We start from the raw sequence: 19,405 nt of genomic DNA, 5'->3' as shown, positions 1-19,405 counted from the left end.
ATAGGTTAAAAACGCAACAAATTAATCATGAATTACAATCTTAAACATTTTGCTCAGTCTGGAATATTTGCTTTCTGGGCTAGTGTCACTATGGTAGCGACGCTTTTTGCGACGTATTTCCTAATCGAACCGGCAATCAGTCACGGCGACGAAAGTGTAGATATTACTGTTCGAGCCCAGATCACTGACGAAACCTCATTCTTGGTGCCGCCAGCAAACGTAACCATGGCTGGTACACTGAACGGTGTGACTGGTGGTCAAGCAACCGGTACCACACAGTTTGTGGTACAAACCAACAACACGGCAGGCTATTACGTAACGATCGATTTCTTTGATAATGGATCAGCGGAAGCAATGCAGGGAGACACCTCACTTAGTGATGCGATTCATGATTACCAGGGATACACCATTGGACAGCCAACCTACGGCTATGTAGCTAGTACTTCAGCTCAATTTGCGTACACCGTGACCGCTTCTTCTACTTCAGATCTTGATCAGTCATTCTTGAATAACGGCGCCGCTTGTAACTTGGGTGGTTCACAAAACGGCGCAGTAAGCTGTTGGATGGCGCCGAGTACCACAGCGTTCCGTATCATGGACACGTCAGCTGCTGCGGTGACCGGTGCCACCTCAACAGTAACCTTTAATCTCACTGTACCGAGTGGTGCCACTCCGGTGCCACAGGCAGAATGGTATACTGCAACAGTGACCTTGTCGGTTATTGCTAAGTAAGCTATTCTGTAGTCACTCTATGACTACCAGAACACAGATTCTCGTTGCGTTTATTTTTACTCTCATGCTCACACCTCTCTGCTTTGGAGAGGTGTTTGCGCAGTCTATTGGCGGTACAGATGTAGCAGATGAACTGGCTGCTGCCAGCTCTACCGAGGCTATCGCGTCAACTACAACACAAACAGTAGCTGTGACTGATTGGTATAAAGTGGAACGTATTTTTGGTAATGTCGAAGTGGGTGATTTTGTGGTTGGGCCTGGTCGAACAGAAATCGAACTTAGTCCGGGCCAAACGGTCGTGCGTGAAATCACGGTTGCCAACCGTGTGGCTAACGATAAAGAATATTTGCTAGAAATTGAGGACGTTGAGGGTTCGGCTGACGGAAGCTCAGCGGTTACGCTGCTTGGCGATAAAAAGGGGCCATATAGTGTGCGTGATTTTATCTCATTCCCAGAAGACACGGTGAGACTTAATTTGGGTGAACGAGCACGAATCCCGATCACTATTAGTGTTCCACCAAATACCAGCCCAGGCGGGTATTATGGTAGCGTATTGGTATCTACGGTGCAGACCGCCCCTGCAGAGGGCGAGGGAGTGGTGCCACGTTCTCCGATTATTGCTCGTGTTGGTTCGTTGTTCTTCATTCGCGTAAAAGGAGAGGTCGATGAATCTGGACAGACTAAATCAATTGATTTGATTGATGACAAGATGTGGTATGAGTCGGGACCGGTTAACATGGGTATTTTATATGAAAACACTGGTACCGTTCACCTTAATCCATACGGTGAGATTTCAATCACTAACATGTTTGGAGAAGAGGTCGGATTTGTTGAGCTGGAACCTTGGTTTGTATTGCCAAAATCGCTACGTGTGCGTGAAATTGAGTGGAATCGAGAGTTTTTACTCGGACGTTATACGGTTACTGCTCGGGTTAATCGTGGGTACAATGATATTGTTGATGAGGTGGCAGTTAGCTTCTGGGTGCTTCCTTGGAAGATTGTCGGGGGCGTGTTTTTGACTTTATTTATTATAATTTTCAGTGTGAGAGCATTTTTCCGTACGTTTGAATTTAAACGAAAAGATGCGTAAGCATGAAAAAAACTGTTCTTTTGCGTAGCATATTTGAAGCGGGGGCAACAACAATGATTGTCTTGTTGTTGCTGAATGTGAGTTTGGCCCAGGTGCGCTCGAGCGCAAGCTATCAATTGCAGAGTGATAGTCTTAATGTGGGTGGTGGTTTGTCTACGTCTACTTCATACATCAGTGAAAGTACCGTTGGCGAAGTTGCAACAGGAGAATCGAGCAGCGCGTCATACATGTTAAAAGCGGGCTATCAGCAAATGCAAGAGGTCTTTATTGGTTTGACTACCACGGGTAATGTAATTATGGATCAGTCAATTCCGGGTATTACCGGAGGTGAAGCAAATGGATCCTCAACGTTTACCGTTGTGACTGATAGTCCGTCTGGTTATCAGCTTACAATCAAGGGACAAAACGATCCTGCTATGCAAAACCCTCCCTATAGTATTGCCGATTACAATGAGGGAGCTGAGCCAGACTACTCCTTCACTGTTGGGGCAGGCGAGGCGTACTTTGGATACACTCCCGAAGGGATTGATATAACTCAGTTTTTCAAAGACGGCGGCGGTATTTGTAACACCGGCTCGCTAGATACTGCTTTTGCGTGTTGGGCTGGTGTGTCAACGACTGCTCAAGTAATCGCGGAGGGCGCAGGAGCGAACCACCCAAGTGGAGCGACAACTTCCGTGCGCTTTCGAGTGGGTGTCGGAAGTGGGGCAGGGGTATTAGATGGCGTGTATATCGCAACCACTACAATCACGGCTTTGCCGTTATAATGGGTTGATGAAGTATTTAATCACACGCGCACTGATTGTTTGCTTTTTTGTTGCCGCCGCGAGTTTTGCATCAGCTCAATCTGATGAAACCTTTGTAGTGCGTGTGTTCGGTGGAGTGGATGCTAACCCGCCGACTACACCAACGTTGCTTTCTGTCATTCCGGTTGCGTCGACACAAATTGATATTACCTGGTCTGCAGCAACAGACGACACCATGTTGTCAGGTTATTCGGTCTTGCGTGACGGCGTCCCAATTGCGACCACTACACTACTGTCATATTCCGACTCTGGTTTGGTTGCAAGCACCACCTACAGCTACGTAGTTCGAGCATTTGATCCATCATTTAATTACTCGTCTACTTCAAATGCTCTAGCAACTACCACACCAAATCCACCCGTGGTGCCGCCGGTGGCCACCACTACAGAACCAGTAAGTGGTCAGAGTGGAACCGCAGCGCGTGTAATAGCTGAAGCAATCGCGATTGATGTCGGTATGTCTACTACTAGTTTGCTTGTGACAACTGCGCATCAGGCTCGTCTCGAGGTGCGATGGGGAAGAACAGGATCGTATGAGCTTGGGTATGTGGTGAGTAGTGTATTTGCAATGGATCATACGGTGCTTTTGACTGATCTTGAGCCAGGCACCGAGTACGAGTATGAAATTGTTGGGTACACTCCATTTGGAGTTGCGACTGTAATCAAGCAAGGTTCATTTACTACGGTAAAAGACGAAGGACAATATGCGGTTTCAAACGTTGAACAATTTAGTGCGATTGCAGTAGACACCAATGTGCTGCTCTCATGGAAATTGCCTAGCCAGCCCGATCTTGCGCACGTTCGGATTGTGCGCAGTCATTTGGGGTTCCCAGAACATCCACAGGATGGTGCGATTGTGTACCAAGGAATAAAAGAATCTGCCACCGATGAGCGCGTGCTTAATCAGTACTCGCCTGTGTACTACACCGCTTTTGTGTATGATCAGTTTGGCAATATTTCGTCGGGAGCGGTGGCTGTTGTATATGCGGCTACTGTATTTCCTGGCGCAGGTTTTGAACAGACTGGACCAGGTCAAGGGCCGATAATCGGAGTGCCTGTGCCGGACACGAATGATGCCACGTCTTCGATTGATACTAAGCGGTTCACGGTTGAAATGAAAATGCCTCTGTTGTCTGAAGTGTTGGTTGCTCAGGGGAATCTTACGTATTTGTTTACCGACGCGCCAATTCAGCTTGATGCCGCTACTGCCTTTACCGTGTCTGTGCCGCGGACTGCGGTCGCGGGTAATTTGAAGTCGCTTATTGCCACGATTCAAAATCCAGTCGATCCTGAAAAAACGTATTCTTTCCTGCTTCGCATCAATCGAGATCGAACTGCCTATGAAGCACAAATCCCGGCCTTGTTTGTAGTGGGTCAATCACTGCTCATTTTAGAGATTTACGATTATGAAGCATTTGTAGTTGGTACGTACCAAACACCAGTAATCTTTATCGAAACGATTGATGAAACAAAAACACCGGTGATTTTCCCAGACTTACTTTTTGCATGGTGGCCATCAGTTGCGCTTGTGCTGGGAGTGTTACTTGTACTGCTTATTCTATTCCTTCTGCATAAACGACGAACTGAGGATAACGCGTGATGTCGAGTTGTCTGATTGCTTGTATAGTTACAGGAGTTAATTAATTTGTTTATTTCTTATATATGGTACGTGTAGCAATCAACGGTTTTGGTCGAATTGGTCGCAACTTTATGCGGTCTGCCTTTGGGCGTTCAGATTTTGAGATTGTCGCGGTCAATGATCTCGGTAGTCTCGATAATTTGGCGTATCTGCTTAAATATGACTCAGTCTACGGCCGTGCTCCGTTTGAGGTGGAAGTGATGGAAGGTGGTCTTAAGGTGGGTGGAAAGGAAGTAAAGTTCTTAAGTGAACGAGAGCCTGCTAAGCTACCGTGGAAAGATTTAAATATTGATGTTGTGGTTGAATCAACTGGCTTCTTCACTAAGTTTGGTGGTGCGAAGCAACACATGGATGCTGGAGCTAAGCGTGTGGTCATTTCTGCACCAGCTAAAGATGAACCAGCAGAATCTGGCGTGCGCGGCGCAACCGTCTTGATGGGGGTCAATCATGACCAGTTGGCTACTTGTGATATTTCTTCAAATGCATCATGTACCACTAATGCGACCAGTCCGGTAGTGGCCGTCCTCAAGGAAACAATTGGTATCGAGAAAGCAATTCTTAACACTGTGCACGCATACACGGCAACCCAGTCATTAGTGGACGGTCCGGCCAAGAAAGATTTGCGTTCTGGACGAGCTGCCGCTCTCAATATTATTCCGGCTACAACGGGTGCGGCTGTTGCTACAACAAAGGCGCACATTGAACTTGAAGGGAAGTTCGATGGAATCGCTATGCGTGTTCCGGTACCGGTTGGCTCAATTGTAGACCTTACCTTTATCGCGAAGCGCGAAACGACCGTCGAAGAAATTAATGAAGCATTACGTAAAGCGGCTGCTGATCCACGTTGGAAGAATATTTTAGCAGCAACCGATGAGCCGATAGTATCAACTGACATTATTGGTGCGCGTGTCGGTTCAATTGCTGATCTGTCATTCACACGCGTGGTTGGTGGTAACCTGGTGAAAGTGCTGGCGTGGTATGACAACGAAACCAGCTACACACAAACGCTTGTCGAACATGTGGCAGAGGCCTCCAAGTACATTTCGTAATTTACTATGGTGATTCATCTTGCTACAGATCATGCCGGACTTGAACATAAAGATGCGGTTTTGGCATGGCTAGAGCAAGAGGGGTTTGAGGTGGTAGATCATGGTGCGAAGGATTTTGTTTCTGATGACGATTTTCCAGATTTCATTTCAAAGGCTGCGGCGGCGGTGAGTGCTGCTGCAGAGTCGAGCCGCGGTATTATTTTTGGTGGTTCAGGGCAAGGTGAGGCTATGATGGCAAATCGGTTTCCGCACGTGCGAGCGGCTGTATTTTATGGAGGAGACAAGTCTATTGTGCCGCTTTCTAGGCAACACAATGATGCGAACATACTCTCGATCGGTGCGCGCTTTGTAGATATAAATCTCGCTAAAGAAGTGATTTGGACATGGCTCCATGAACCAGCGCTCACCGCTGAAAAATATGAACGCCGCAATTTTAAGATTGAAGATATCTCTAAGAAGATTCGTTAAAGAGTATGATGAAGTATAGCCAGGTTGTACCAGCCATAATCCCTGAAAGCAAAGAAGCGGTGCTCTCATATGCAAAAGATTTAGCGTTTTCGCGTGAGCTGCAGCTCGACTTGGTAGATGGAAAATTCGTCTCTTCTGTATGCTGGCCGTACCAACCAATTGGTGACCCTGTGTCAGTAAAGCACTTACTTGATGTCTATACGCTTGAAGTTGATTTGATGGTAGAGGAGCCACTGCCGGCTGCACGTGAGTGGATTAAGGCGGGGGCTGACATGCTCGTCTTCCATGTAGAGACAGTATCATTGGAGGCTTTTATAGCCTTTTCAGAACAAACTGATGTGTCACTTGGAGTAAGTGCACATGGTGACACACCGCTTGAAAAGCTTATTGAGTACGCGAAGCATGCTGACTACATTCAGCTGATGGGTATCTATGAAATTGGTGCACAAGGGCTACCATTTTACGAACCAACGCTAGATAAGGTGCGCGAGCTCCGAAAAGCGTTTCCTGATATGATGATTTCGGTTGATGGCAGTGTTAATAAAGACACCATCGTGCGCCTTAAAGAGGCCGGTGTGGATCGCTTCGTGTGCGGCTCGGCGATTGTAAAACAACCAGACCCCAAGGCGGCGCACGCAGCGCTCGTAGCACTTATTAACTAGCTCTCACCGTCATTGGTGAGAGCTTTTGCTATACTGGTGGTACATATGCAGTACCTTACGTCAGACGAAGTAACAGCGCTGGAGCGCAAGGCGAATAGTATTCGTCAAAGTATTATTGAGATGTTAGTGGAAGCGGGGAGTGGTCACACCGCTGGTCCTTTGGGCATGGCAGATATTTTTACGCTGTTGTATTTTGGGATTTTGCGGCACGATCCAGAAAATCCCGATTGGGAAGAGCGTGATCGTGTGATTCTTTCTAATGGCCACATCTGTCCGGTGTTGTACGCCACGCTTGCGCATGCTGGATACTTTCCGGTTGAGGAGCTGCTAACGCTACGTAAGCTCGGGTCACGTCTCCAGGGACATCCGCATCGCGGTACGTTGCCTGGGATTGAAACAAGCTCTGGTCCGCTAGGTTCTGGTCTGTCGCAGGCGGTTGGTATGGCAATTGCCGAGCGTATTGACAATCCGTATTCATCAAAGTTTTTCTACTGTCTGACTGGTGATGGTGAGCTGAATGAAGGGCAGGTATGGGAAGCACTCATGCACGCCGGCAAAGAGAAGCTCCATAATCTTATCGTCATTATCGACCGTAACGGTATTCAGATTGATGGCTACACCAAGGACGTGATGCCGCTTGAGCCACTTGCAGAAAAACTCGCCTCATTTGGCTTTGATGTGCAGGAAGTGGATGGGCACAACATTCGCTCAGTTAATGACGCGATTGGAAAGGCACAGTCGGTATACAGTCAGCCATCCGTGATTATTGCACACACAATTGCCTCTAAGGGAGTTGATGTCTTTGAGCGCGACTTCCGCTGGCATGGTAATCCTCCAGGGAAGGGGCCAGAAGATCGAGTAGATCGCAGCGAGCAGGCGGAAGTTGCGCTCAAAAAACTCCGCACTTTAGCAGATACTATTGAACCTCAAGACTCATAATATGTACGCCGAACATCTACAACCAAATCTTGCGTCAGGAGACGTAGAAAAAGTACCAACTCGCCACGGCTATGGTGATGGGCTCTTAGAGGCAGGGAAACGCGATGAGCGCATTGTGGCACTTTGTTGTGATCTGACTGAGTCTACACAGACACATAAGTTTGCCAATGAATTCCCGCATCGTTTTGTGCAGGTTGGTATTGCGGAGCAGAGTATGGCTTCAGTGGCATCAGGTATGGCGGCAATGGGTAAGATTCCATTTATTGCATCGTACGCAATGTTTTCTCCAGGTCGCAGCTGGGAGCAAATCCGCACGACGATTTGTTACAACAACAGCAATGTAAAAGTGGTTGGTGCGCACGCTGGTGTGTCGGTTGGTCCTGATGGCGCTACGCACCAAGCGATTGAGGATATGGCGATTATGCGCGTCATTCCAAACATGGTGGTAATTGCGCCAGCCGATGTACATGAAGCGCGTAAGGCAACCTTGGCTGCTGCCAAGTATGACGGCCCGGTTTATTTCCGTCTTGGACGTAGTGCGACGCCGGTAGTTACTACGCCTGAAACGCCATTTGAGATTGGTAAGGCACAGGTGATGTATTTGCGTGATGCTGCACATGAGCAGACGGTCGGTATTGTGGTGACTGGCTCACTCCTTTTCAACGCGATTAAAGCAGCTGAAGAATTAAACGCTGCTGGTATTGGTGCGTCTGTGCTCCATATGGCCACCATTAAGCCGCTTGATACTGAAGCGCTTCTCTCGTTTGCGAATGAGCATAAGACGCTCGTGACTGTTGAAGAACATCAGATTACTGGTGGGCTTGGTAGCGCGGTCGCAGAGTATCTCTCTAGCGTCCGTCCAACCAAGATTGCTCGAGTTGGGGTGAAGGACCGCTTCGGTGAGTCTGGCGAGCCAGATGAACTGATTTCGCACTTCGGTATGGATGTGCCTGGGATTGTGGCAGCGGCGAAAGAGGTGATTGGATAGATATATTGAAATAGAAAAACCGCTCATTCCTTGAGCGGTTTTTTGCTTGCCGGTTTTTTCGGCGGTCGGTTGTGATTTCGGCCCCGTGACATTCTTTCAATAAAATTGCCTGGAGGTGTGCTATATCTTCCACCAGTTCCTTTTATGGGTACGTCATTAGGTCCAGGTTTTCTGTCCATGTTGAGCTCCTTTGCTCGGTTGTCTGTTTTGACTATACAGTAAATTTAAAATAATAAAACTGGCTTTAGGCCAGTTTTATTATTTTGCACGTCTTAATCAATCTTCTTAGCCACGTAATCTTCTGGTCGTGATTCGAGATACTTGAGCAGTTCTTCGCGGGGGAGTAAGCCGGCTTGTGCACCGACGTATTGCACCACATTCATTGAATTGATTGGTCCCCAAGCGAGGGCTTCGGCTGGGTCTTTGCCGAGGATAATCGCTGCGGTGAAGGTTGAGGAGAATGAGTCTCCAGCGCCGGTGCGATCCACTGGTGGTGCTGGGTCTGGGTACATTGGCATGTGCCAGGCCTGATCGTCGGCGTCTACGGTGAAGGCACCGTTCGGACCGTCCGTTACTACCGGAATCGTTGGGCCAAGTTCGCGGATACCGCGAATGAGGGTTGGGATGTGCTGTTCCGTGGTCTTCAGAATTTCCTGAGCTTCTTCTTTGTTGCAGAAGAAGATTTCAGTAGCTTCGTAGACGTCGCGAATTTCTTCGTATCCTACCTTGATCTGGAAGGTGCCTGGTTGGAAGGCGAGCTTGGTCTCGTTATTTTTTACGTACTCGGCAATTTCATGATGGTAGGGGAGACCGTGTTCGCCAACCGAAGAGAAGTAGAAGAACTTCGGTGCTACCGGGAAGTCGGGTAGTGAGTACGGGTAATGCTCGTGGTTGATGAGGATCGTTCGCTCTGGGCCATACCGAAGTACGTAGTGGTAGTTGGTTACCTTGTCTTCATGAATCTTCACAAAGTCGGTATGAATCCCTTCTTGTCGGAGTGCATCGATACACTCCTTACCAAACTTATCGTGACCGAGGTTGGTGACGAGTGCGGTCTCAAGGCCAAGTCGGTGTGCCGATACTGCAGCGTTTGGTGAGTTGCCGACGGCTGGCACTACCACGACGTTGTCGTACGGCAGCTTGCTGCCGAAGGGCATTTGCAAGGTCTTGCGGCCAGTGTCCATATCAATGGAAACATCAGCCTGGTCTTTATTTAATTGGATAAAGGCGTCAATCAAAATGTCGCCAATGGCTACGAAATCATATTGTTGTGACATAGAAAAAGTATACCACTGGGCGGGTGCGGAGGAGGGTTTGATGGTGAGTACTACGGGCGGAAGCGAAGCTTCCGCCCAAGTGCGTACAGCAGAAAAGCTATCCATAGGTTTGTCGAGTTTGGCTGTGGCGCGCCTCTGGTATAATGTCGGCATGATACAGAGGATTGCTGCCGCCTTTTTTATTTTAATATTCTTGCTGCCGCCAACGACCGCATCAAGCGAAACTGACGCAGAGCGACGCAAGCGTCTTGAGACTGAGCTGCAGAATGTTGAGCGGCAAATTCTCACGCAACAGCGCTTAGTGGAAGACAAGCAACAAGAACGTCAATCGCTCGAGCGCGACATTACCATTATTGAAGGTGAGATTAAAAAAGCGCAGCTTGGTATTCAGGCGCGCTCACTGGCGATCGCACAACTCTCTGACCAAATTGGTGAGAAGGAAGTTGTGCTCGATATCTTGGCTGAACGTCTGGAGAAGCAGCAAGAATCTCTTGCAGATTTAGTACGGAAGTCTGCACTGGTAGATGAGTACTCTTTGGTAGAGGTTATGCTGAGTAAGCAAAGTTTCTCAGAATTTTTTACTGACGTCGCCACATATCAGTCAATCAAAGAATCACTCAATGAATCCCTTGGTGCACTCCATGAAATTCGGCGTGATACTGTCGAGCAAAAAAATGACCTTGAAAATAAGCAGCAGACCGAGGCTGAGATGAAGCGTATCCAGGAGTTACAGAAAGAAGAAATTGAGGACAAGGAAGCTGAGAAACATGAAATTCTGACTGTTACAAAAGGGGAGGAGGCACAGTATCAAGCACTCTTAGAGTCACAACGTAAGACTGCTGCGCAGCTACGAAACGCACTCTTTACGCTGCTTGGTGGAGGTGGTGGCATCCCGTTCCCCGAGGCTGTTTCTTTGGCACAGTACGCCTCGAAGGTGACAGGAGTTGATGCGGCACTGATTTTGGCTATTCTCGAACAAGAGACCAACATTGGCTCAAACCTTGGTAGCTGCCTTTTTACCGATAGTCATAGTGCTCGCCCAGTAATGCATCCGACGCGTGACGAGCCAGTCTTCTTGGCGATTGCAGATATTCTTGGGTTCGATCCATTTACTCGCACGGTGTCATGTCCAATTATGCAAAACGGTTCCCGTGTGGGATGGGGAGGTGCGATGGGACCATCGCAGTTCATTCCGTCTACTTGGGCGATTTATGGCGGCATTATAAATAATGGTAGTGGCTGGGTGTACGATAAGAATTCTGATGCGATTCGTCGTATCAATGGTACTAATAGTCCAGCAAACCCATTCAATAATAAAGACGCGTTCATTGCGACTGCGCTCTTGCTTCGCGACAATGGCGCGAATGGCACGTATAGTGGCGACCGCCTGGCTGCGCTGCGATACTATGCCGGCTGGGGAGGGGCCTCAAATCCTGCCAATGCTTTCTATGGTGACCAGGTAATGAATCGTAAATCTCGCTTGGCACAGGAAATTCAGATTCTGGGAAGCTAGTAAAAGTTGCTAAACCAGTATCTTCTGGTATAGTTGTCGCCACAAGTAATTAGGTGTTCCTGCTTATTATATTCCAGATTGGACGGGAAAATCTTTTCAAGATTTTCCCGTCCAATCATTGGGTTCGCCGAAGTAATTGAAAATATGCAAAAAGATATTCATCCAGAAAACTACCGCATGGTAATCTTCCACGATAACTCATCAAATGAGCGTATCTTGATTGGTTCAACTATCGAGACAGACGCTACTGATACGTGGACAGATGGTAACGAGTACCCACTCGTTCAGGTAGACGTAACCAGCGCATCACATCCTTTCTACACTGGACAGGAAAAGGTGATGGACACCGCCGGTCGCGTGGATCGCTTCAAGCAGCGTATGGCCAAGGCTGGCGCTCGCACCAAGAAGGCATAAGGAGAAGTATAAAAAAGCGCCGGTCCCACAAGGGACCGGCGCTTTTTTTATATAAGCCAGAGATAGTATCATTGACAAAAACTAATTATAATGTATTATTTTCTATAGATTTTCTTTTCACATCTTCAAACGGAGGAACTACCCATGACGCTCAACGAACTTCTGGAAATCGGCGATGAGGTCGTCTTCAAGGTCGACCCCGAAGCCCGCCACTGGACAAACATCTACGACAACGTGCCCGACGGCACGAAAGGCGTGGTCTGCCGCATCCACGACGCCATCATGTACTACGGCCGCACCCGCGTCCTCGTGCATGCCCCTGGCGTCTATCACACGAAGGGCGGCACAACCATCCTTCTCCCCGACGGTCGCCTCATTCCTGGCAACTACAGCGTCACGATGACAGACCAGGTCGAGGAGAGGCGGCGCGATGGCCTGAGACGTGACAAACGCGGCGTGTTCCAGGAAACGTACATCCGTCTCGGCGACCTGCCCCCGACTCCCTTCTGGGAAGAGGACAAGGTGCTCGTGCACCGTCACGACGGCGACGTCGAACTCGTCGTAAAGGGCATCAGCTATCATCAGTTGCACGAACGCAACGAAGACGGCTCGCCCTGCAATGCCTACGAGGTGCATCATGCCGACGGCTGGCAGACGGGCGCATCGGCAGACATGATGGAACTGATCGAACGCGGGAACGTCTGGAAGTACCATCACGGCGAACCGCTTTCGTTCGAGTCCCTCGCGGAAGAAGTTGCGTTCTTCACCACCATCGGTCGTACCGAGGAGGTGCGGAATCCCGAATCTGAACTCTATGACTGGACGCTGGAACAGGCGCTCCAAGCCATCAAGGACGGAATCGGGCACGGCTTCACGAACGGCATGATTCCGTTCGCCAACGTTGGGAGAATTTCGGTGAAGCGCTTCCAGGATGAAAACCTCGGTTGTCGCGTGGCCGCTGAAACCCTCAGGGGATTCAACGTCGCCGCCTGACCTTGTGTCGAGAACCGCTCGGCTCACAAAGTCGGGCGGTTTTTTATACTCCCTAAAACCTTGCGCTTACAACATAATTAAGTACACTGGTGCGACATGGATTTTAACCAAGACAAACTAGCTGAATTTAAAGAAAATCAGAAGACGCAATTTTTGGCGTCGCAGTTTGAGAGTGAGCTGGCGAAGCTCCGTGAAGCAGAAGAGCTTGCTGCATCAGATCCAGAAATGGCGGAGCTGGCGCAGGAAGAAATCACCAGACTGACTGAACAGCTCCAAGGGCAGTTTTCAGAAATGGAACGCATCATCGAAGCTAATAAGGAAGAAGAAGCTCGCCCGTATGGAGTGGTCCTTGAAGTGCGGGCGGGTGCTGGAGGGGACGAAGCGTCGCTGTTTGCAGGTGAGCTTGCGAATATGTATTTGAAGTACGCTGAGAATAATAACTGGCAGCGCTCTACGACGCATGTTTCTGCGACTGAAGCCGGCGGCTACAAAGAAGCAGTATTTGAAATTTTAAGTCCCGTAGTCTACGACCATCTTCGCTACGAGACAGGTGTGCATCGCGTGCAGCGCGTGCCAGCAACCGAAAAGCAGGGACGTATTCATACTTCGACCGCATCGGTAGCGATTCTTCCGATGCGTAAAAAGTCCACGATCGAAATTAACCCCGGCGACATCGACATGGAATTCTCACGCTCAGGTGGGGCAGGGGGGCAGAACGTAAACAAGGTAGAAACTGCTGTACGTCTCGTGCACCGGCCAACTGGTATTGATGTACGCTCTGAGACTGAGCGCTCACAGCTAAAGAACCGCGAAAAGGCGATGACGATTTTGATTGCGAAGCTTGAGTCACTTCACGAAGAAGAGGAGGCAAAGAAGCATGCGGAAACGCGCAAGAATCAAATCGGTACCGGCGACCGCTCAGAAAAAATCCGCACCTACAACTTCCCGCAAAACCGCATCACTGATCATCGCATCAAGCAAAGTTGGCACACTATTGAGGCTACCTTTGCTGGTAATCTCGGACCGATTGTCGAGGCCTTGCAGGCCGTAGCGGCTGGAGGAGAGATTGGGACCGATGAGGAGTAATTATGTTCTCAAAACTCCTTAAGGATGTTCAGAATTTATCGCTCCCTAAGGGCGAGTATGCGCTCTTTGGCTCAACTCCAATTATTGTGAGGGGGTTACGAGAAGCCTCTAATGATATCGATGTTTTGGTTACACAAAGGGTTTGGAATGAATACAGCGTATTGCCAGAGTGGCACGTGAGAGAGCTTGGGAGCGGAGAAGAGTACTTGGAGTGGTTAGGCCATAATATTGAACTGTATAAGAGTTGGGGGTCCTGGAGAATGGGATATTGATAAAATACTAGACTCGGCTGAGGAAATTGATGGCGTATATTGCGTTACTTTAGATACTGTTCTTGAGTGGAAAGTACGCTTAGGAAGACCCAAAGATGTGCGTGATATTCAGCTAATTAAGCACTATTTGCGTGATGATATTTCTTGATTTCAATATATGTCTATGGTACTATCTTGCCGCTAACGCGTTACGCGGCTTTTTATTTAGAAGTCGGCCGCCAGCGCTTCATAGACTCAGGCCATGTGCTCCTCTTAGCTAGTTGTACATAGGTTGCGTTGCCCAGGAATGCACTTACTCTAACCCGCACTCCAGCGTGACACCTCACATGAGTCTCCAGTAATAATAATTATGTCAACCAATAACCCAACATTCATCGACCGTCTCTTCAAGGCTGGAGCACACTTCGGTTTCAAGAAGAGCCGTCGTCATCCAAGTGTTGCGCCGTACCTCTACACAACCAAGGACGGTAGCGATATTTTTGATCTTGAAAAGGTAACTGCACTCCTAGATACCGCTAAGGAAACTATCAAGGAAGCTGGTCTTCACGGCAAGACTGTGCTCTTTGTCAGCACTAAGGACGAAGCGTCTAAGCTCGTAAAGGCTGCTGCAGAAAAGGTAGAAGCACCATACGTAACCAATCGTTGGATTGGTGGTATGCTCACTAACTTCAGTGAAATCAAGAAGCGTATCAATCGTCTTGAAGCGCTTACACACGAAAAGGAGTCAGGTGAACTGGAACGCAAGTACACTAAGAAGGAACGTGTGGTAATCGGTCGCGAAATCGACAAGCTCTCATTCAATTTCTTCGGTATCTCGAAGATTACTCGTATGCCAGACCTTATGGTAGTGGTTGACCCACGTCATGATGAAATCGCTGTTACCGAAGCGCTTGATAAAGGAATTGCAACAATGGCTATCATGAGCTCAGACTGTGATGCTTCAAAGATTACGTACCCAGTAGTGGTAAACGACTCACTCCAGAGCAGCGTGTCACTTATTCTCGACGAACTTGTTGCGTCATACGAAGAAGGGAAGGCAGCGTACGTGCCTAAGGCACCAGAACCACGAAAGTCAGCACCTCGCCGATAGTTAGACTTGCCCGCTGGCAATCATTACTCAAACTAGTTCATTAAATAATATGGAAATTACTTCAGCACAACTTAAAGAATTGCGTGAAAAGACTGGCATCTCAGTGATGCAGTGTAAGAAGGCACTTGAAGAAGCTGGTGGTGACATGGAAAAGGCGGTCATCATTCTTAAGAAGAAGCGAAGCGAAGCGGCAGAGAAGAAGTCTGACCGTGAGCTCGGCGCTGGCGCTGTTGGTGCGTACGTGCATAATACTAATGAAGTAGCAGCGATGGTGCTCCTTGCGTGTGAAACTGACTTCGTGTCAAAGAACGAAGAGTTTGTAGCGCTTGCAAAGGATATTGCCATGCACGTAGCAGCGACTAATCCTACCTATGTTTCAAAGGATCAGCTTCCTGCTGATGCACTTGAAAAAGCAAAGGAAGTATTTGCTCCTGAGCTAGAAGGAAAGCCAGAAGAGATGAAGGAGAAAATCATGGAAGGTAAGCTCAACTCTTACTTCAAGGATCAGATTCTTATGGAACAGGATTTCATCAAGAATCCAGACACTACTATCGGTGAAATGGTGAGTGGTGCGGTGCAGAAGTTTGGTGAGAATGTTTCAATCGCTCAAGTTTCTCGCTTGTCTGTAAAATAATTCAGAATGGTTTCTACCGCTCTCACAACCTTTCTACTTTGTAGTTTCGCGTTGGTGTTGCTGCTCGTAGTCACCAGCAAAGAACGTCGAATAGGTCGACGTTTTTTTGCTATCGGCTTGCGGTCGTGGCTTGATGGAGTGGTGGAGATGGTTAGCAATCGTATCACTGAATCAGTTACGCACTTTATGCGCTATATGGTGCAGCTTAACTGGTACTACAGTATTCATTCTGTCTTGCGCACAATACTCCGTAGCTTAGTCGCTGCGTACACCTTCTTTGAAAATATCTTTGAGCGTAATCGGAAGCGTACTAAAGAGCTTCGTGCGGAGAAGAAGCAGCTTAGTGAGCAGAATCATTTGCGACAAATGGCTGATCATCGTGAGAGCACGGCGCTGACGCCGGCAGAGCAGCGTCGCTTACGCAAAAAGACATTAGAAGGGAAAGAATAGCAAGGTAGCGCAATTTAAAAAAATTTGATAGGATTTCGGTCACTCGTGGTATTGAAAGCTACGAGCCAGCTTAGCTCAGTTGGTAGAGCAACGGATTTGTAACCCGTAGGTCATCAGTTCGACTCTGATAGCTGGCTCGTAGCTTTTAATGTATATGGTGGCCAGCTTTGCGAAGTTGGTGGAGTTAAAACAATCTGGGAGATTGTTTTAAAGATTTGTAACCCGTAAGCAAAAGCTTTCTTGCTGCGCTCGTGTCGATAATGAAAGTGAACTTTCATTTCGTACACTCGTTTGCAAGTAGGTCATCAGTTCGACTCTGATAGCTGGCTCTCAGAAATGTACTAGTATTACTACACGCATAGTCAATCCGCTAAATCATCAGTTCGCACCACCAGAGTATTTCTGAAATTATAGTCGAGCAAAACTCTCCTTAATTTCTAGGTCACTCTGATAGCTGGCTCGTAGCTTTTAATGTATATGGTGGCCAGGCTGGCCTAAAAAGGCGCCCGCTATGCGGGCGCCTTTTCTTTGTTTCAGCCTTTATTTTCTTGGTAAAAAGGTATATACTCCCGATACTCATGGATCTTAAAGACCAGTCGCATTTACTGCCGTATGCGCGCCGTTCCGATTTTAAAGTAGCGCGAGCCACCGAACTTTCAGGGAAAGATCGTCGTTTTTATCGCTTCTTAGAAATCTTACCAGGCGTTGCTGCGTGGGGTACTATCATTGGTATTATTCTCGCGTCAATGTACGCGCCGTTTTTTGCTGCGTACTTTATTATTGCCTTTGCTATCTACTGGGTGCTCAAAACTATCTTTCTTTCGTATCACGTGCGATACAACTGGAAGCGACTGAAGCATCACATGGAGCTCGATTGGGGTAAGCTCATCACTCGATTTGAGTACGACCACTTTTACCACTTGGTAATCTTTCCATTTTACGAAGAGCCTCGTGAAGTGCTTGAGGGTGCCATTCAGGGCCTGAAAAAATCTAAGTACAATCCAGAGCGACTCATTGTTGTCTTGGCTGCTGAAGAGCGAGCAGGGGAAGAGGCGACGGCGCTTGCTACAGAAATGGAGGTAAAGTACGGGAAAGATTTCGGTCACTTCCTCGTAACCACTCACCCAGCCAATACCCTTGGTGAAATTGCTGGCAAGGGTTCAAACACACACCACGCCCTTCATGAAGTGAAGCGAAAGGTGATTGATGTACATAATATTCCGCTGAAGGATGTATTGGTGTCTATTTTTGATGTAGACACGGTGATTTATCCTGACTACTTCAACTGTCTTATCTGGTATTTCATGACGGTCGAAAATCCGTATAAGAGCGCCTTCCAGCCGGTGCCACTCTTTACCAACAATCTCTGGGATGCGCCGGCACTCTCACGCGTAATGGCTATGTCGAGCACGTTCTGGCAGATGATTATGCAGGAACGACCAGACAAGGCGGCGACATTTTCTTCGCACTCTGTGAGCTTTCAGGCGCTCTATGAAATCGGCTATGGACAGCCAAATGTCGTAAGTGAAGACTCACGTATCTACTGGAATCTTCTCGTGGCAAACGATGGTTACTTCGATGTAATTTCGCTCTCGTATCCAATCGCTATGGATGCAACCACCGCACCAAGCATGTGGGGGACGGTGAAGAATATCTATAAGCAGCATCGCCGCTGGACGTATGGAGTCGAGAACTGGGTGTACCTCATCTATCATTTCACCAAGAATAAAAACATTCCACTAAAGCGTCGCTGGTCAATTGCGCTCTTGCAAGGTGAAGGATATTGGTCGCTCGTGACCAACCCTATCATGCTCTTTATTCTCGGGTGGGCGCCGATTTTCCTTGGTACACGAGAATTTCATGAGACAGTACTTTCATACGAGCTTCCACTCATGGTGCGCAATCTTTTGATTGTAGCAATGGGAGGGTTGGTGGTATCTTCAGTAATCTCGCTTTCATTAACACCGCCACGGCCAGATCATCATAGTCGTTTTCGTTATGTCGTGATGGCGGTGCAGTGGATTATGGTCCCAATGACCATGATTGTCTTCAGTGCAATTCCCGGACTTGATGCGCAGACACGTCTTATGTTTGGGAGATATATGGGATTCTGGGTGACGCCAAAACGATTAAAATAAACACATGCCAACCGAACCACAAATCGAGATAATGTCAGTTAAAAAACGCAAAGCCTTTTTTGCGTTGTTAGTGCTGGTATTTGTGCTGCTGCTCCCTGCGATGATTTTTTACACGACTGGGTATCGTCTTGATTTTACTAATGACGAGCAGACGGTGGTAACAACCGGCGGAATGTACGTGACGGCGGAGGCTGATGAAGTTGATGTGTATCTTGATACTACATTGGTCAATAACCGTCTTCGAATCTTTCGTTCTGCCTATTACATTCAAGATATTTCAGCCGGGCAACACCGAGTGGTGGTGCAGCGACCAGACCTTGTTACCTGGGTGAAGGAATTGCCGATTGACCCTCATATTGTTATCGAGGCTTCCGCATTTAACATGCCAGTAGTGCCTCACGTACGTCCAATCACTGAGTATGTTACTACGACAGGGGAGGCGATATATCTTGGCGTCGCTAGTACGTCAGAGATGTTTGTGAAAGCAACGTCGACTACGCCTGTGATTTTCTCAGAACGTCTTTCACCAGCTACGCTTACTATTAATCAAGAATATGATTATGTTGTAAGTCTTTTTGCGACTACTTCTTCCAGCACGCGTTCTGTCTTCGAAAGTTTTTTGGATGAAGTCGACCGTTTCCGCTTTGCGACCACAACACCACTTGTGCCGGTGGCATCAAACACTGTGTCGTACATTGAGCGCGGTGATATGCGTATCGCAGAGCGTGAGACAGATTTGTATGCAGTATGGCTTGGTCCAGTTGATCGAATTCCGTATTACTTCTGTGCTACGGAGGGTACCGCTTCCAGCTCAATTGCTACAAGGTATGGCGAACATGTGGCGGAGCAGATAGAAGTACTAAAAACTTCTACCACCACACCACTGATTGTTGACGGCAATCGTGTCTGTCGACCGCAGATTAAACTCAATCGCTTGCGACAAGACGTGTACTTTTATGATTTCTTCCCGAACACTAATCATCTCGTATTGCTTCAGCTCGAAGACGGTCTCTATGTGACTGAAATCGACGACCGTGCCTGGCAGAACGTTCAGCTTTTGTATCCCGGTCGTGATCTGCAGGTGGTGGTAGAAAACAACACTATCTATGTGCATGACGGTGACTATTATTTTGAAGTAATTACCCAAATTGAACCAAACTAATCCTGT

General features: G+C 48.0%; 19 protein-coding genes and 1 tRNA gene. 19 read left to right on the top strand and 1 reads right to left on the bottom strand.

Annotation, left to right across the window (positions count from 1 at the left end):
* Positions 1-27: 27 nt before the first annotated feature.
* The 9 genes from H6780_00800 to H6780_00760 all read left to right on the top strand — a co-directional run bounded on the left by H6780_00800 (position 28) and on the right by H6780_00760 (position 8,370).
* Positions 28-732, top strand: coding sequence for a hypothetical protein (locus H6780_00800; protein ID USN88949.1), 705 nt, complete (start codon positions 28-30; stop codon positions 730-732).
* 19 nt (positions 733-751) lie between these two features.
* Positions 752-1,822: a hypothetical protein gene (locus H6780_00795; GenBank protein ID USN88948.1), complete on the top strand. Its 1,071-nt coding sequence runs from the start codon at positions 752-754 to the stop codon at positions 1,820-1,822.
* Between the two features lie 2 nt (positions 1,823-1,824).
* Positions 1,825-2,589 (top strand): hypothetical protein, encoded by a 765-nt coding sequence (locus tag H6780_00790; GenBank protein ID USN88947.1) that lies wholly within the window; start codon positions 1,825-1,827, stop codon positions 2,587-2,589.
* 7 nt (positions 2,590-2,596) lie between these two features.
* Positions 2,597-4,225 (top strand): fibronectin type III domain-containing protein, encoded by a 1,629-nt coding sequence (locus tag H6780_00785; GenBank protein USN88946.1) that lies wholly within the window; start codon positions 2,597-2,599, stop codon positions 4,223-4,225.
* 62 nt (positions 4,226-4,287) lie between these two features.
* Positions 4,288-5,313 carry a type I glyceraldehyde-3-phosphate dehydrogenase gene (gene gap / locus H6780_00780; protein ID USN88945.1) on the top strand — a complete coding sequence of 342 codons (1,026 nt, stop codon included), beginning with the start codon at positions 4,288-4,290 and terminating at the stop codon, positions 5,311-5,313.
* Positions 5,314-5,319: 6 nt separating this feature from the next.
* Positions 5,320-5,781, top strand: a complete 462-nt coding sequence (locus H6780_00775) for an RpiB/LacA/LacB family sugar-phosphate isomerase (GenBank protein USN88944.1) — start codon at positions 5,320-5,322, stop codon at positions 5,779-5,781.
* Between the two features lie 5 nt (positions 5,782-5,786).
* Complete coding sequence (locus H6780_00770; protein ID USN88943.1) at positions 5,787-6,443, top strand: hypothetical protein; 657 nt, start codon at positions 5,787-5,789, stop codon at positions 6,441-6,443.
* Between the two features lie 45 nt (positions 6,444-6,488).
* Positions 6,489-7,382 carry a transketolase gene (locus tag H6780_00765; protein ID USN88942.1) on the top strand — a complete coding sequence of 298 codons (894 nt, stop codon included), beginning with the start codon at positions 6,489-6,491 and terminating at the stop codon, positions 7,380-7,382.
* Between the two features lies 1 nt (position 7,383).
* The gene (locus H6780_00760; GenBank protein ID USN88941.1) at positions 7,384-8,370 is read left to right on the top strand and encodes a transketolase family protein; all 987 of its coding nucleotides are present in this window, start codon (positions 7,384-7,386) and stop codon (positions 8,368-8,370) included.
* A 272-nt stretch (positions 8,371-8,642) separates the two neighbouring features.
* Here H6780_00760 and H6780_00755 read toward each other — a convergent pair whose 3' ends face one another.
* Positions 8,643-9,647 (bottom strand): carbohydrate kinase family protein, encoded by a 1,005-nt coding sequence (locus tag H6780_00755; GenBank protein ID USN88940.1) that lies wholly within the window; start codon positions 9,645-9,647, stop codon positions 8,643-8,645.
* Here H6780_00755 and H6780_00750 point away from each other — a divergent pair.
* From H6780_00750 to H6780_00705, 10 genes are all read left to right on the top strand, one after another.
* Positions 9,619-11,160, top strand: coding sequence for a lytic murein transglycosylase (locus H6780_00750; GenBank protein USN88939.1), 1,542 nt, complete (start codon positions 9,619-9,621; stop codon positions 11,158-11,160). The two genes, H6780_00755 and H6780_00750, sit on opposite strands and share 29 nt — an antisense overlap.
* 144 nt (positions 11,161-11,304) lie before the next feature.
* Positions 11,305-11,574, top strand: coding sequence for a type B 50S ribosomal protein L31 (locus H6780_00745; protein ID USN88938.1), 270 nt, complete (start codon positions 11,305-11,307; stop codon positions 11,572-11,574).
* Between the two features lie 144 nt (positions 11,575-11,718).
* Positions 11,719-12,567 (top strand): hypothetical protein, encoded by an 849-nt coding sequence (locus tag H6780_00740; protein USN88937.1) that lies wholly within the window; start codon positions 11,719-11,721, stop codon positions 12,565-12,567.
* Between the two features lie 96 nt (positions 12,568-12,663).
* On the top strand, positions 12,664-13,653 hold the full coding sequence (locus H6780_00735; GenBank protein ID USN88936.1) for a PCRF domain-containing protein: 990 nt from the start codon (positions 12,664-12,666) through the stop codon (positions 13,651-13,653).
* Positions 13,654-14,274: 621 nt separating this feature from the next.
* Positions 14,275-15,015 (top strand): 30S ribosomal protein S2, encoded by a 741-nt coding sequence (gene rpsB / locus H6780_00730; protein ID USN88935.1) that lies wholly within the window; start codon positions 14,275-14,277, stop codon positions 15,013-15,015.
* 49 nt (positions 15,016-15,064) lie between these two features.
* Positions 15,065-15,649, top strand: coding sequence for an elongation factor Ts (gene tsf / locus H6780_00725; protein USN88934.1), 585 nt, complete (start codon positions 15,065-15,067; stop codon positions 15,647-15,649).
* Positions 15,650-15,655: 6 nt separating this feature from the next.
* Complete coding sequence (locus tag H6780_00720) at positions 15,656-16,099, top strand: hypothetical protein (protein USN88933.1); 444 nt, start codon at positions 15,656-15,658, stop codon at positions 16,097-16,099.
* A 64-nt stretch (positions 16,100-16,163) separates the two neighbouring features.
* A tRNA-Thr gene (locus tag H6780_00715) sits at positions 16,164-16,236 on the top strand.
* Positions 16,237-16,677: 441 nt separating this feature from the next.
* Positions 16,678-18,237 carry a glycosyltransferase family 2 protein gene (locus H6780_00710; protein ID USN88932.1) on the top strand — a complete coding sequence of 520 codons (1,560 nt, stop codon included), beginning with the start codon at positions 16,678-16,680 and terminating at the stop codon, positions 18,235-18,237.
* Positions 18,238-18,241: 4 nt separating this feature from the next.
* Positions 18,242-19,399, top strand: coding sequence for a hypothetical protein (locus H6780_00705; GenBank protein USN88931.1), 1,158 nt, complete (start codon positions 18,242-18,244; stop codon positions 19,397-19,399).
* Positions 19,400-19,405: the final 6 nt, after the last annotated feature.

It is taken from the genome of Candidatus Nomurabacteria bacterium (assembly GCA_023898565.1).
Taxonomy (GTDB): Bacteria; Patescibacteriota; Minisyncoccia; order Phycocordibacterales; family UBA918; genus OLB19.
This window is presented reverse-complemented; position numbering and strand designations above follow the sequence as displayed.

Coding starts and splice junctions, on each gene's coding strand:
- tsf (USN88934.1), top strand. CDS start 15,065: ATGGAAATTACTTCAGCACAACTTAAAGAATTGCGTGAAAAGACTGGC.
- rpsB (USN88935.1), top strand. CDS start 14,275: ATGTCAACCAATAACCCAACATTCATCGACCGTCTCTTCAAGGCTGGA.
- H6780_00795 (USN88948.1), top strand. CDS start 752: ATGACTACCAGAACACAGATTCTCGTTGCGTTTATTTTTACTCTCATG.
- H6780_00755 (USN88940.1), bottom strand. CDS start 9,647: ATGTCACAACAATATGATTTCGTAGCCATTGGCGACATTTTGATTGAC.
- H6780_00720 (USN88933.1), top strand. CDS start 15,656: ATGGTTTCTACCGCTCTCACAACCTTTCTACTTTGTAGTTTCGCGTTG.
- H6780_00765 (USN88942.1), top strand. CDS start 6,489: ATGCAGTACCTTACGTCAGACGAAGTAACAGCGCTGGAGCGCAAGGCG.
- H6780_00775 (USN88944.1), top strand. CDS start 5,320: ATGGTGATTCATCTTGCTACAGATCATGCCGGACTTGAACATAAAGAT.
- H6780_00790 (USN88947.1), top strand. CDS start 1,825: ATGAAAAAAACTGTTCTTTTGCGTAGCATATTTGAAGCGGGGGCAACA.
- H6780_00735 (USN88936.1), top strand. CDS start 12,664: ATGGATTTTAACCAAGACAAACTAGCTGAATTTAAAGAAAATCAGAAG.
- H6780_00750 (USN88939.1), top strand. CDS start 9,619: ATGGCTACGAAATCATATTGTTGTGACATAGAAAAAGTATACCACTGG.
- H6780_00710 (USN88932.1), top strand. CDS start 16,678: ATGGATCTTAAAGACCAGTCGCATTTACTGCCGTATGCGCGCCGTTCC.
- H6780_00745 (USN88938.1), top strand. CDS start 11,305: ATGCAAAAAGATATTCATCCAGAAAACTACCGCATGGTAATCTTCCAC.
- H6780_00740 (USN88937.1), top strand. CDS start 11,719: ATGACGCTCAACGAACTTCTGGAAATCGGCGATGAGGTCGTCTTCAAG.
- H6780_00705 (USN88931.1), top strand. CDS start 18,242: ATGCCAACCGAACCACAAATCGAGATAATGTCAGTTAAAAAACGCAAA.
- H6780_00800 (USN88949.1), top strand. CDS start 28: ATGAATTACAATCTTAAACATTTTGCTCAGTCTGGAATATTTGCTTTC.
- H6780_00770 (USN88943.1), top strand. CDS start 5,787: ATGATGAAGTATAGCCAGGTTGTACCAGCCATAATCCCTGAAAGCAAA.
- gap (USN88945.1), top strand. CDS start 4,288: ATGGTACGTGTAGCAATCAACGGTTTTGGTCGAATTGGTCGCAACTTT.
- H6780_00760 (USN88941.1), top strand. CDS start 7,384: ATGTACGCCGAACATCTACAACCAAATCTTGCGTCAGGAGACGTAGAA.
- H6780_00785 (USN88946.1), top strand. CDS start 2,597: ATGAAGTATTTAATCACACGCGCACTGATTGTTTGCTTTTTTGTTGCC.